A 12,719-nucleotide genomic window follows, 5' to 3' on the forward strand; every position below is an offset into this window, starting at 1 on the left:
AGGGGCCGCTAGGGCCGCATCATCGAGTTGTAAAAAGCCCCGCCGCAGCGGGGCTCCCGTGGCATCATGCGTGCTCAGTGCTGGAAGACGTTGGCACTGTTGCCGCCGCCCTGCTGGACAATGCTTGATACGTTGTAGCTGCCAAGCTGGGTGACATGCGCGGTGTTGGCTGCATACGAGCCGGAGTAGCCCCAGCCGCCCAGGGCAGATTGCGTCACGCTGGATTTATGGCCTTTGCCGGACTGATAGATATCGGCCAGATCGTTGAAGCCGCTCTGGCTGATGTCGGAGTTATTCCACTGGCCCAGCTGTACGGATTTAGCCTGGTTGCTGCTTCCGCTTTGCATAACATTGGAGTAGTTGTACTGACCATTCTGATAGATATCAGCTAAATTATTGTATCCTGACTGATTGACATCCGATTTGTTGTGAGATCCTTCCTGAAAGACATGTGCTTCATTGTAGCTTCCGCTCTGTTTGGTGTTGGCAGTATTATAGCTCCCTTTTTGCGTGATGCCGGAATGATTTTTAATTCCTGTCTGAGTGGATTCGGCATAGTTCTTTGTGCCTTTTTGATAAATGTCGGAGCTTAGTTCAGTTCCGTTCTGGCTCGCTTTTGCCACATTGCTAATGCCTTCTTGTACATTTTTTGATGTGTTGTGCCAGCCTTTTTGTAGGTGTGTAGAGTTGTTGTTAAATCCATCTTGGTAGGTGTTGGCACTATTCCCCCAACCTTCCTGATCGATGATTGATTTGTTGCTGGTGTTTAGTTGCGTGACAGTAGCGTCATTGTTACTACCTTGGGTAGTCACGCTGGAGTAATTGCTGTAACCGACCTGATATACTTCGGCATCATTGTTGAAGCCGCTCTGATCAATCACGGATTCGTTATTGCTGGCCATGGCGGCACCTGAGAACGCGACAGCGGCAGCGAGGGCAGTAATCTTGAGTTTCATTTCCATTCCCCTTCATGATGATTCCCTGATAATATTTCTCTAAAACTTGTTTGGGTTGAAATATCCAGGGAGTTTGTCAAGAAGCCTCGATGGCTATCGAGTCTTCCCCGAACATCTTGGTTATCAAGCGACCCGATTCTGGCAACTATCACCGGAAGTCAGTGCTGATATACCTGAACCACAGCTGAGCCATGCGAAATCTGGGTGATCGAAACCGGGGTCGCATGATAATTACCCAGCTGCTGAATGTTGGCACTGCCATAGGCTCCGTGCTGAATTATCTCGGCTTCCTTGCCGAAACCGCTCTGAGTGATGCTGGCTGTATGCATGTGCCCATGCTGAATGATACTGGCATCCAGGTAGTCACCACTCTGAAGAACTCTCGCATCATGGGCGCTTCCCGACTGGGAAATGTTGCCACGGTTTCCGGCACCCGTCTGGAGAATTCTGCTTATGTTGTAGCTTCCGCTCTGATAAGTGTTCGCGAAATTTTCATTTCCCGTCTGCTCAATCATGGCGTACTGCGAACCGCTTGTCCCGATCAAGCTTATCTCAAATCTTTCCGAAAGGTCGCTGGCGGCCAGAGCCCCTCCTGAAGAGATCAACAGGCTCCCTGCAACAAGAAGGGCTGAGTATGTTGCTCGAATCGAAGTGAGTGGTTGCATCGTTTTATCCTTCCCGGTGATGCCTGGGATACTCGCTGGAGAAACTCTTTTGCTCTTTCGATTACAGTCTCGTCACAAAACTTCACGTCATCCATAGTGATTCAGAATGAAACGCGGGGTGATATATTTGATGAAAAACAGCGCTGGATTGTGTCGGATAGTCAGGTTCTGAGTATGAGGTTTATCATCCATGACAGCCCTCGGATAAAACATGCGCGAGCTGCTACCCATAGAGTTGCAAGGGCTTATATGTGATGAAGCTTTCGATGCAGTATGGAAAAGAAGGCGGGGTGCCATTAGGCACCCCGATAAGAGCCGTTGAGGGGGACGGCCGATACTTTTCTCGCCTGGTTACAGAAGCATCGGGGAAGTTGCGCTTCTGTAGGCCTGAAGCACTTCGTTGTTTCTGTCCTCAGGGTTCTGTAGGTTCCACAGGTTACGGTCTACGCCATCAGCTATCAGGTGAACGACGGCAGACTCGATGGCCGACATGACGGCCATCTGGACCGGCTCGTTGTGCGTATAGCCGGCCTCTGCCTCCAGCAGGCGACGGAAGCTCACAAAGCGGTAGACGCCGGCACGCACCTCATGGGAATAGATGGTCTTGCTGGTTGTCACATTGGCCAGCACCTCGCCCGTGGCGATGTCGACGGCGCGCAGGTTCACGGTCACCTGGTCAACCTGATACTGCGTCGAGGCCCCGATTCCGAAGTACTCTGCCCCCACGCCACCTGTCTTCATATTGGTGTCGTAGGCGATGATGCCGCCCTCCATGAGCACCCTGGCGGCACTGAGCGATTCGAGCTCGCTCTCTCTTCCAAAGCGCTCGAGGTTGGCTCGAATGATACGCCGTTCGGTAAGCAGGTTCTGGAGTCCGATACGCTCAAGAGGAATGAACCATCCGGACTCTGCCAGCGCAGCGCTCAGCATGGCGGCCCCCCCCTGTGTCACGGCGGTGGAAAAGGTGCTGGCCGGCTGTGGTCGATACTGGCCGGTCTGATCGCGGAAGTCGTAGACGGCGGTATAGATGGGAGCGCTAGGCCTGGGCAGGGCCACCAGGTCCTTGTAGGTACTGGTTCGCGGCATCAGAGTGGCAGGGGCGCCCTCCAGGTGGTCGTAGGAGGTGACGACGCTGGCACAGCCGCTCAGGGTCAGCATGCCGGCGGTCAGGCATGTGGCAATTAGTTTCATGGCTCAGTTCCTCGATAATCCCTTGCGTCTTATGGCCTGTTATGGCCTAGAACTGCTGGCCAAAGCTGATGTCAGTAATTTCTCCTGTTGTCTTGTCGGTTATTCTCAAGTTGAACCCAGCGCCAGTTGTGCTTGGTATCAGCATGATATCGAGTGTTGTAGAGCGAATGGTTGTCGGACTGGCATCTCCTTGAAGCGCTTGTGCAAGAGCACTGTTAAGAATCCCTGAGCGTAGTTCTTGAATGAAAAGATCAGTCTGGTTTAAATTCCGGAAATCTGGGGCATTGGGGTCTCTTCTGGTATCCTGTGCCTGGGCCTTGTTGAGTAGGTACCCTCCTCTTAGTGGGTCCCCTCCAAAGGATGGATTGAGTGGGCGGTATACCAGTTCGCCGGCTAGGGCCGAGGCGGAAGTCACTGACAGAAGACCTCCAGCGACAAGGGGAAGCAGCTGCTTGCGCTTGATCATGGCAAGACTCCTTGATAGTTGGTTTTGATATTCATAGAAGTGTTATTTTCCAGTGCTTGGCGACCTATATTTCCTCATCTGCCAGGTCAGGATCATTACCTATGGCACGAATAATTGCGTCCTGAACCAGAATTCTCTGAACCTGCTCAAGGGCGGCCTCTGCATAGGCCTCGATATCACTTATTCTGGGGGGGAGTGTGGCCTGAAAAAGTATACTGTTATTTCTCGATATCCATACTTGACTTCCCCAGCGCGCATCAGGTCTCTCATGGACGGAGAGGCTGGTTTCCGAGACGATGATGCTGTCAAGGCTTTTCTGGGTGAACTGTCTGTAGAACTCTCTCCCCTGCAGGGTGACGGTCCTATCGGTCACTATGCCGGACAGGCCTGGCTCCCCGAGATAAAACTGTCGATTTAACTCTTCCGTGGCGCTTCCCTCTTCGATGGATACTGTGTCGTCCTCCTCCGAACCTGTTTCAGGAGGGGGGGACACTTGGGCAAAAGCGCTTAAGTATCCTCCGAGAAGGAGAAGCGCCGCGACTATTTTTGGAGAGGTCATATCACTTCCCCTGGAGCCTTCTGATTTCAAGTTTCTGGTTGCGCAGCGCTGCCAGGGGCGGAGGGGCTCCCAGGTGCTGCCTGGCCCAGTTCGCGGCCTGTGTTCTGTTATGAACATCAATCTTTCTGAAGATGTTGTAGATATGAGACTTCACGGTATATTCGCTGAGAAAAAGCTGGCCGGCGATTTCACCGTTCGATGAGCCTGAACTGACTAGGCAGAGAATCTCCATCTCCCTCTGGGTCAGGCCGCAGCTGGGCCGAAACGCATTAAGTTGCTGTTTCCTGAAGAATTCGATAAGACGCGTCATCAAGGCCCGGGACATCCAGAGGTGGCCGGCGAATAGCGAGTCGATCCCCTTGCAGATACGGTCGAGCGGGTCGCTGCGGTAGAAGACGCCGCGCAGATGCAGGAAGGTGAGCAGCTCGGCGGCGTGATCTTCATCCTGCAGGTTGAAGGCGGTCAGCTGCGTCGAGGTGGTGTCCACGACGCGGTTGTGCCACTCCTGCATGGTCGCTTCGTCCACGTGGTCGGCGTCGAGCAGGATGACGGTGGCATTCTCCTGACCGGCGGCCTGATAGTCGTATGGCGCTACGGCGTCGACGGGCCGAGTCAGCTTCTGGGTGATGAACTCGACAAAGATGCTCGTCTGAGGGTTCATGTCGGTAACCAGTAGAACCCTCTCCCTCTCCTTGTGCATGATATTCGCTCCAGTGCGCTGATGATGGTCGGCCTCAGAAGGTGCCCTGCCTGCTCGTTCAGAAGCATGGTCCAAAACCTTCATATAGTAAAGTTGTGTTACAACATGTTTTTACTGCGTCACAAAGCACGAGATTTCTCATGCCGAGGCGCCGCTGCGGCCCCTGCTTGCTGCGGGCTTCGTCCTGTGGCCAGGTCGACCCCTCGCCGGTTACTATCTGGCGCATTGCGGACGCGTCCGACAGATCGAGCGGGCGGCAATAGCTCGCTACATTCGTATATAAAGGAATATTGACCTTGGATTTCTCTATGTCACCGGCCCCGCTGGTACTCGCCAGCGGTAACGCCGGCAAGCTGCGGGAGTTTCATGAGCTGCTGGCGCCGCTGGGCTTCGATGTTCGGCCCCAGGCGGAGTTTGCCGTGCCCGAGGTGGAGGAGACCGGCCTCACCTTCGTCGAGAACGCCCTGCTCAAGGCGCGAGAGGCCAGCCGCGTCAGCGGCCTGCCGGCACTGGCGGACGACTCCGGCCTGGAAGTCGATGCCCTGAACGGTGCCCCGGGTATCTACTCCGCGCGCTTTGCCGGTGAACCGAAGAGCGACGAGCGCAACAACGCCCTGCTGCTCGAACGCCTTGCCGAGGTGCCGGAGGGTGGTCGCCGCGGCCGCTACTGGTGCGTGCTGGTCTATCTGCGCCATGCCGAGGACCCCGTGCCGCTGATCGTGCAGCGCAGCTGGGAAGGCGAGATCCTGGCGCATCCGCGCGGTGAAGGCGGCTTCGGCTATGATCCGCTGTTCTGGCTGACCGACCAGGCCATGAGCGTGGCGGAACTGCCGGCCGCCGAGAAGAACCGCCTGAGCCACCGCGGCCGCGCCCTCCAGGCGCTGGTCGAGGCGCTGGGCAGGGCCCAAGGGGCGTGATGATCGCGCTGCCCCCCCTCTCGCTCTATGTGCATGTCCCCTGGTGCGTACGCAAGTGCCCCTACTGCGACTTCAACTCCCATGGCGTCGGCCGCGATGCCGAGCTTCCGGAGGTCGACTACCTGGCCGCGCTGCTGGCCGACCTCGAGGCCGACCTGCCGCTGGCTGCCGGCCGGACGCTGGGCAGCATCTTTATCGGCGGGGGGACGCCGAGCCTGATGTCGGCGGCCTTCTATCGAGACCTGCTGGCCGGGATCGCGGCTCGCCTGCCCATGGCGCGTGATATCGAGATCACCCTGGAGGCCAATCCGGGGACCCTGGAGCGAGGGCGCTTCCACGGCTACCGTGAGGCGGGGATCAACCGCCTGTCGCTGGGGGTGCAGAGCTTCCGGGAGGCTCAGCTGCAGGCCCTGGGCAGGATCCACTCCGGTGATGATGCGATCACCGCGGTGGCCGAGGCCAGGGACGCCGGCTTCGATAACCTCAACCTCGATCTGATGCATGGCCTGCCGGATCAGACGCCGACACTGGCCCTTGAGGATCTGGAGCGGGCCCTCGAGCTCGCCCCCGAGCATCTATCCTGGTATCAGCTCACCCTGGAGCCCAATACCGAGTTCCATTCCCGGCCACCCCGGCTGCCCGAGGAGGAGGTGCTGTGGGATATCCAGGACCTGGGGCACGAGCGCCTCGAGGCGGCAGGCCTTCGCCGCTACGAGATCTCCGCCTATGCGCTTGCCGGGCGCCGCTCCCGTCACAACCTCAACTACTGGAGTTTCGGGGACTATCTCGGCATCGGAGCGGGAGCCCATGGCAAGCTGAGCGCCGCCGGGGAACCGGGGAGGGCGCTGGCCATCGAGCGGCGCTGGAAGGTCCGCCAGCCGAACTCCTACCTGCGCCGGCGGCATGACCCGCGAGGCTTTGTGGCGGGCCACAGTCGCGTGGAGGAGAGCGAGCTGCCGCTGGAGTTCGCCATGAATGCGCTGCGCCTGGTCGATGGCGTTCCCATGGAGGCCTGGCGCCAGACTACCGGCCTGCCGCCGGAGAGTCTGGCGCCGCGGCTGGCGGAGGCGCGTAAAAAAGGACTTCTCGTGGAAGATACCCAGCGGCTTCAGGCAAGCCCTCAGGGTCTACTATTCTTGAATGAACTGCTGGCGCTGATCGGTCTGGAGTGACCGATTCACAAGACTCATCGCAGCCGTGACACCGATGAACTGCCCGGCAGGGATGCCTACCGGGTCGACCGATGACCGACAGGAGATCTAACCTTATGATCAAACCCATTCGCTTCCTTGTACCGCTTGCCGCCGCCGCCCTGCTGGTGGGCTGCGCCACTACCGATCCCTACAGCGGCCAGACCCAGCGCAGCCAGACCGCCACCGGTGCCGGCATCGGGGCGGCGGTGGGGGCAGCCGCTGGCGCCCTCTCCGGAAGCGGCAGCACCAGCCGCCGCGATCGCGCGCTGGTCGGTGCTGCCGTGGGTGCCGCCGCCGGTGCCGGTATCGGCGCCTATATGGATCGCCAGGAGCAGCAGCTCCGCCAGAGCACCCAGGGTACCGGTATCGAGGTCGATCGCCGCGGTGACGATATCGTGCTCAACATGCCGAGCAGCGTGACCTTCGGCTTCGACTCCAGCGAACTGACCATGAGCGCTCGCAACGCCCTCAATGATGTGGCGTCGATCCTCAATCAGTACACCGATACCCGGGTCAATATCGCCGGCCATACCGACAGCACCGGCAATGCCGACTACAACCAGCGTCTCTCCGAGCGGCGTGCCGAGTCCGTCGGCAACTATCTGGCCCAGTCTGGCGTCTCCCGCAACCGCCTCTATATGACCGGCTATGGCCAGACCCAGCCCGTGGCCAGCAATGCTACCGAGGAGGGCCGCGCTCAGAACCGTCGCGTCGAGATCACGCTGTCCCCCATCGAGAGCCAGTTCCAGTAGGCCTGAGGTTACCGCCACGTGCCAGAATGGGGCCTGCCGCCAGAAGCGGCAGGCCCCTTTTCCTTTCCTTGCCGAGCCAGCAGCCCCCGTCCATGCTTTCCTATCAGCACGCCTACCATGCCGGCAACTTTGCCGATGTCCACAAGCACCTGACCCTCCATGCGGTCATCGATCACTTATTACGTAAGAAATCACCCATTACGTATATTGATACCCATGCGGGTCGAGGCCTCTATCCCCTGGATGCCGCCGAGACCACCCGGCTGCAGGAGTACCGGGAAGGGGTCGCACCGCTATGGTCCGCCCGGGAAACCCGTGAAGGGGGGACGCTGCTGGTGGAGTGGCTGACGGCCCTGGCGGCGGCTCAGCCCGACCCTCGGCGCCTGACCCACTACCCCGGCTCGCCCTGGTGGATGGGGCAGCGGCTGAGGGCCCAGGACCAGCAGTGGCTCTTCGAGCTGCACCCGGGGGAGCATGAGCATCTCAGTCAGCAGCCTTTTCCTGCGGCAGTTCAGCGGATCCATGGCGATGGCTTCAAGGGCCTGCGTGAGCGGTTGCCGGTCAGGACGCCGCGACTCTGCGTGCTGATCGACCCCAGCTACGAGCGCAAGGAGGAGTATCTCGAGGTGGCCGAGACGGTGCTGGCGGCGATGTGCAAGGTGCGCCATGCGGTGGTGCTGGTCTGGTATCCGCTGCTGCCGGCGGGCCGCCACCGGGAGCTGCTCGAGGCGCTGCGCGACGGGGGGCTGCGCAAGGTCTGGTACGGGGAGTTCAGCCGCCGCACGCCGGCCCAGGAGGAGCGGGGGATGTACGGCAGCGGCATGCTGGTGGTCAACCCGCCCTGGGGTCTCGACGAGCGCCTGGCGGAAGCGATGGCCCCGGTAGTGGCGCGTCTCGGCTCACCGGGGAGCTACCGCAGCGGCTGGTGGGTGGAGGAGTAGCCGAAGGAGGGCACGGCTATTTCCCGATGCAGAAGCTGCCGAAGATCTCGCCCAGAAGATCATCGGCGCTGAATTCCCCGGTGATCTCGCCCAGGGCCTGCTGGGCGTCGCGCAGGTCCTCGGCGAGCAGCTCGCCGGCACCGAAACCGGTCAGTTGGGCCTCGCCGTTCTCCAGGGCTTGGCGGGCACGGTCCAGGGCATCGAGGTGGCGGCGTCGTGCCGAGAAGCGCCCCTCGGTGGTCCCGGTATAGCCCATCACCTCCTTGAGGTGCGCCTTGAGGTTATCCACACCCTCCCCGGTATGGGCGGAGAGCCGCACCACCGGGGTGGCTGTGGATAACTCGCTTCCGGCGGGCTCACGGCTGGCGTCGATCTTGTTGCGCACCAGGGTCAGCCGGGAGGGGTCCGGCAGTCGGGCCACGAACTCCGGCCAGATCGCCATGGGGTCGGTGGAGGTGGTGGTCGCGGCGTCCACCAGCAGCAGCACCCGGTCGGCCTTCTCGATCTCTGCCCAGGCGCGAGCCACGCCGATCTGCTCCACGGCGTCCGGAGTGTCGCGAAGTCCCGCGGTGTCGATCACATGCAGCGGCATGCCGTCGATATGGATGTGCTCGCGCAGCACGTCTCGGGTGGTGCCGGCGATGTCAGTGACGATGGCGGTCTCCTGCTCGGTAAGGGCGTTGAGCAGGCTCGACTTGCCCGCATTGGGACGCCCGGCGATCACCACGTTCATCCCCTCGCGCATCAGCGCCCCCTGGCCGGCAGCGGCGCGCACCTCGGCAAGCTCCGCCATGACGCCGGCGAGCCGCTCGGCCACCTTGCCATCGGCCAGGAAGTCAATCTCCTCCTCGGGAAAGTCGATGGCCGCCTCCACATAGACCCTCAGCTCGATGAGCCGCTCCACCAGCGCCTCGACTCGCCGCGAGAAGTCCCCCTGCAGGGAGCGCAGGGCGTTCTCGGCGGCGGCCCGGGAGCTGGCCTCGATCAGGTCGGCGATCGCCTCGGCCTGGGCCAGGTCGAGCTTGTCGTTGAGGAAGGCACGCTCGGAGAACTCGCCCGGGCGGGCCAGGCGGGCGCCCAGCTCGACGCAGCGCTCCAGCAGCAGGTCCATGATCACGGGGCCACCGTGGCCCTGCAGCTCCAGCACGTCCTCGCCGGTGAAGGAGCGGGGGCCGGGGAACCAGAGGGCGATGCCCTCGTCGATCACGTCCTCCCTGCCCAGGAAGGGGCCGTAGTGGGCGTGGCGGGGCGCGGGGCAATGGCCCACCACCGCCTCGGCGATCGCCGCGCACAGCGGCCCGGAGAGGCGAATGATGCCGACGCCTCCGCGCCCGGGTGGCGTGGCGAGGGCGGCGATGGTGTCCTGGTCGTGGAGGCTGGCCATGGAAATCTCCTGGTGGTGGCGCTGCCATTGTCCGCATCGGGCCCTGTAAACGCCAGACCCCCGCACGGGGCGGGGGTCCGGAGTGGCTGGGGCGGGTGAAGGCTACTTGGTCTTCATGCCCTTGCCGACGGTGGGGTCATTCTCGATCTTGCGCGTGATGGCGTACTGCTGGGCGATGGAGATGATGTTGTTCACCACCCAGTAGATCACCAGACCGGCCGGGAACCACAGGAAGAAGAAGGTGAAGACGATGGGCAGCATGCGCATGATCTTCGCCTGCATCGGGTCCGGAGGCGTCGGGTTGAGCAGCTGCTGCACGAACATGGAGGCGCCCATCAGGATCGGCAGGATGAAGAAGGGATCCTTCACCGAGAGATCCTGGATCCAGAACATGAAGGGCGCGTGGCGCAGCTCCACGGATTCCAGCAGCATCCAGTAGAGGGCGATGAAGACCGGCATCTGCACCAGGATCGGCAGGCAGCCGCCCAGAGGATTGATCTTCTCCTTCTGGTAGAACTTCATCATCTCCTGGGACATCTTCTGGCGGTCGTCGCCGTACTGCTCCTTCAGGCGCTGCATCTCGGGGCCGAGCTTGCGCATGCGGGCCATGGACTTGTAGGCCTTGGCGGAGAGCGGCCAGAGGGCCAGCTTGACCACGATGGTCAGCAGCACGATGGACCAGCCCCAGTTGCCGATCAGGCTGTGGATCTGGTCGAGCAGCCAGAACAGCGGGTTGGCGATGAACCAGAGCCAGCCGAAGTCCACGGTCAGGCGCAGGTTGGGCGCCACGGCTTCCAGGTAGTCCTGGACCTTGGGGCCCACGAAGAGAGTCGCGCCCAGCCGCGCCTCGCCCTCGGCGGCGATGGTGGTCACCGGGCCGGCGAAGGCCGCCACGTTGCGATTGCGCGAGTCGGTGGTGGCATAGAAGAGGTTCTGCTGGTTCTGGGGCGGCGCCCAGGCCGAGACGAAGTAGTGCTGGATGATCGCCACCCAGCCGCCCTGGGCGTCGACGTTGTCGAAGCGGCCGCGCTGGATATCGTCGAAGTCGACCTTCTCGTAGCGGCTCTCCGGGGTGGAGAAGGCCGCGCCGAGGAAGGAGCTCATGCCCAGGGCCACGCCGCTGGAGGGGTCGGGGCTGTTATCCCGTGCCAGCTGGCCGATGAAGCGGGCAGAGACCGGCTCCTCGGTGTTGTTGGCCAGGTAGTAGTGAACGTCAACCGCGTAGCTGCCGCGCTCGAAGCTGAAGCGCTTGATCACGTCGATGCCGTTCACCTCGGCGGTGAGGTCGACCTCGAGACGGCTGTCACCCTCGGCCAGGCGGTACTCGGTGCGCTCCGGTGTGAAGGCGATACGTCCTGCCTGGCCGTCCAGCTGGAGCCCGGAGCGCGCGACGTAGCTGCGCGTCTCGTTGTCGGAGAGCAGCACATAGGGGCGGTCGGAGTTCAGGGTCAGGCGATGCTGGGGCAGGGCCGCGTAGACGATATCGCCGCCCTGGGGGTCGATGCGCAGGTCGAGCACATCGGTCACTACGGCAATCAGGTCGCGGCTGCCGGTGGGGGAATCGGCGCTGCCTGGCATCGCCTGGCTGACGTCGTCCGCCGCGCTGGGCGATGCCGGTACGGCAAGGCCATCCGGGTCGGCGGGCTGGGCCTGGCCATTGTCTGAGCTGCTGGTAAAGGAGGGGGCCTCAGGCTCAGGAGCCACCTGGCCATAGTCCTGATTCCACTGCACGACGATCAGGTAAGCGAGCACCGCCAGGGGGATCAGCAATAGGAGTCGTTTTACGTCCATGAGGGTTCTGCCCGATGGGTGGTGAACTTGCCAGGGGCGGGATGGAAAGTACCCGCCCGAGATAGACAAAAGCCTGCCAGAGGCAGGCTCGATGCCGAACACGGACTGTCGGCGGTGGAATCGGCCGGGGCGAGTGTCGCCATGGCAAGCAGGTGCAGCATGGCAATACCGCCGGTCCGCTCATCCGCTCTGACTGGCGTTTGCACTGGTCGTCCCGTTCTGCGGCTGATCGTCACGCTTCCACCTGGCAGCATCTCGCGCCAGGCGTCGCCACATGCCGTGCAGCTGGCGATGCAGGGTGGCGTTATCCAACTCTCCTACGCCTCGCCTGGCCAGGACCACGATGTCCAGGGCAGGGATCTGCTGTTGCTGGAGACGGATGGACTCACGAACGAGCCGCTTGAGGCGGTTACGGTCGACGGCACGGCGAAGGTTCTTCTTGCTGACCACCAGGCCGAGACGCGGATGTCCCAGCTCATTGGGTATGGCCAGGGCCATGAGCCCCTTGCCGTGAACCTTGAACGCCGCGGCCTCGAAGACCTGACGGTAGTCCCCGGCCGTCAGCAGGCGCAGACGGCGGGGAAATGCCTGACGGGACACCAGGAGTCCGTGATCAGGCGCTCAGGCGCTTGCGACCCTTGGCGCGACGACGGGCCAGGACGGCACGGCCGTTCTTGGTGGCCATGCGAGCACGGAAGCCGTGCACACGCTTACGCTTCAGAACGCTGGGCTGAAAGGTACGTTTCATAACTCATTATTCCCACGTGGTTTTTAGGACGATTGGACAGCTTGGAGGCGTCCGGATCCCGTTCGGGGCCCGGTGATATTCGGCTCAAGACCGGAAATTGTAGTGATATCGCGCTCCGGGTGCAATTTTTCCGTTGCCGGATCCGGGCAACGGCCTCGGTGCCCCCGAGCCTCGCTGCCGGGACAGCGGGAGACTCTGGCCTGCCTTCTACCCTCAGGACGCAACAGTAACTATTTATAGTTCTTTTATAAAACCTGTTATTAATGCTGGGGACAGTTACTGTGGATAACTTGACTTTCCATTTCCAGGACAAGGGGATATACAGGTTGAAAGTGTGTGGACGAGCGCTGGAGGCAGCATGGACAGCCTGTGCAGTGAGGGTGGACAAATATTGCTCTGGTCCACAGGCTCCGGGTATCCCCAGAGCTCAAGTGCAGCAGTCCCGAGGACCCGCCC

Annotated in this window: 14 protein-coding genes; 4 read left to right on the forward strand and 10 right to left on the reverse strand. The window is 61.5% G+C overall.

Annotated elements, in window-relative coordinates:
- Window positions 1-74: 74 nt before the first annotated feature.
- The 6 genes from NHL60_RS19315 to NHL60_RS19340 form a co-directional block, all read right to left on the reverse strand.
- On the reverse strand, window positions 75-956 hold the full coding sequence (locus NHL60_RS19315) for a hypothetical protein (RefSeq protein ID WP_253447257.1): 882 nt from the start codon (window positions 954-956) through the stop codon (window positions 75-77).
- Between the two features lie 158 nt (window positions 957-1,114).
- The gene (locus tag NHL60_RS19320; RefSeq protein WP_253447260.1) at window positions 1,115-1,621 is read right to left on the reverse strand and encodes a hypothetical protein; all 507 of its coding nucleotides are present in this window, start codon (window positions 1,619-1,621) and stop codon (window positions 1,115-1,117) included.
- A 351-nt stretch (window positions 1,622-1,972) separates the two neighbouring features.
- Complete coding sequence (locus NHL60_RS19325) at window positions 1,973-2,812, reverse strand: CsgG/HfaB family protein (RefSeq protein ID WP_253447263.1); 840 nt, start codon at window positions 2,810-2,812, stop codon at window positions 1,973-1,975.
- Between the two features lie 46 nt (window positions 2,813-2,858).
- Window positions 2,859-3,278, reverse strand: a complete 420-nt coding sequence (locus tag NHL60_RS19330; RefSeq protein ID WP_253447266.1) for a curli assembly protein CsgF — start codon at window positions 3,276-3,278, stop codon at window positions 2,859-2,861.
- A 64-nt stretch (window positions 3,279-3,342) separates the two neighbouring features.
- Window positions 3,343-3,837 carry a curli production assembly/transport protein CsgE gene (locus NHL60_RS19335; protein ID WP_253447269.1) on the reverse strand — a complete coding sequence of 165 codons (495 nt, stop codon included), beginning with the start codon at window positions 3,835-3,837 and terminating at the stop codon, window positions 3,343-3,345.
- A gap of 1 nt (window position 3,838) precedes the next feature.
- Window positions 3,839-4,537 carry a response regulator transcription factor gene (locus NHL60_RS19340; RefSeq protein ID WP_253447272.1) on the reverse strand — a complete coding sequence of 233 codons (699 nt, stop codon included), beginning with the start codon at window positions 4,535-4,537 and terminating at the stop codon, window positions 3,839-3,841.
- Window positions 4,538-4,845: 308 nt separating this feature from the next.
- On the opposite strand from NHL60_RS19340, the gene rdgB reads away from it, so the two are divergent.
- The 4 genes from rdgB to NHL60_RS19360 all read left to right on the forward strand — a co-directional run bounded on the left by rdgB (window position 4,846) and on the right by NHL60_RS19360 (window position 8,340).
- Complete coding sequence (gene rdgB / locus NHL60_RS19345; RefSeq protein ID WP_253452316.1) at window positions 4,846-5,454, forward strand: RdgB/HAM1 family non-canonical purine NTP pyrophosphatase; 609 nt, start codon at window positions 4,846-4,848, stop codon at window positions 5,452-5,454.
- Window positions 5,451-6,626 carry a radical SAM family heme chaperone HemW gene (gene hemW / locus NHL60_RS19350; protein WP_253447275.1) on the forward strand — a complete coding sequence of 392 codons (1,176 nt, stop codon included), beginning with the start codon at window positions 5,451-5,453 and terminating at the stop codon, window positions 6,624-6,626. Before rdgB ends, hemW begins: the two co-directional genes overlap by 4 nt.
- Before the next feature lie 95 nt (window positions 6,627-6,721).
- Window positions 6,722-7,399, forward strand: coding sequence for an OmpA family protein (locus tag NHL60_RS19355; protein WP_253447278.1), 678 nt, complete (start codon window positions 6,722-6,724; stop codon window positions 7,397-7,399).
- 92 nt (window positions 7,400-7,491) lie between these two features.
- Window positions 7,492-8,340 carry a 23S rRNA (adenine(2030)-N(6))-methyltransferase RlmJ gene (locus NHL60_RS19360; protein WP_253447281.1) on the forward strand — a complete coding sequence of 283 codons (849 nt, stop codon included), beginning with the start codon at window positions 7,492-7,494 and terminating at the stop codon, window positions 8,338-8,340.
- 16 nt (window positions 8,341-8,356) lie between these two features.
- Here the strand turns inward: NHL60_RS19360 and mnmE are convergent, their stop codons facing one another.
- The 4 genes from mnmE to rpmH all read right to left on the reverse strand — a co-directional run bounded on the left by mnmE (window position 8,357) and on the right by rpmH (window position 12,263).
- On the reverse strand, window positions 8,357-9,724 hold the full coding sequence (gene mnmE / locus NHL60_RS19365; RefSeq protein WP_253447284.1) for a tRNA uridine-5-carboxymethylaminomethyl(34) synthesis GTPase MnmE: 1,368 nt from the start codon (window positions 9,722-9,724) through the stop codon (window positions 8,357-8,359).
- Between the two features lie 102 nt (window positions 9,725-9,826).
- Window positions 9,827-11,515, reverse strand: coding sequence for a membrane protein insertase YidC (gene yidC, locus NHL60_RS19370; RefSeq protein ID WP_253447287.1), 1,689 nt, complete (start codon window positions 11,513-11,515; stop codon window positions 9,827-9,829).
- Window positions 11,516-11,695: 180 nt separating this feature from the next.
- Window positions 11,696-12,115, reverse strand: coding sequence for a ribonuclease P protein component (gene rnpA / locus NHL60_RS19375; protein ID WP_253447290.1), 420 nt, complete (start codon window positions 12,113-12,115; stop codon window positions 11,696-11,698).
- Window positions 12,116-12,128: 13 nt separating this feature from the next.
- Window positions 12,129-12,263, reverse strand: a complete 135-nt coding sequence (gene rpmH, locus NHL60_RS19380) for a 50S ribosomal protein L34 (RefSeq protein WP_010626003.1) — start codon at window positions 12,261-12,263, stop codon at window positions 12,129-12,131.
- Window positions 12,264-12,719 lie beyond the last annotated feature (456 nt).

The organism is Halomonas sp. Y3 (assembly GCF_024137965.1).
Lineage (GTDB): Bacteria > Pseudomonadota > Gammaproteobacteria > Pseudomonadales > Halomonadaceae > Halomonas > Halomonas mongoliensis.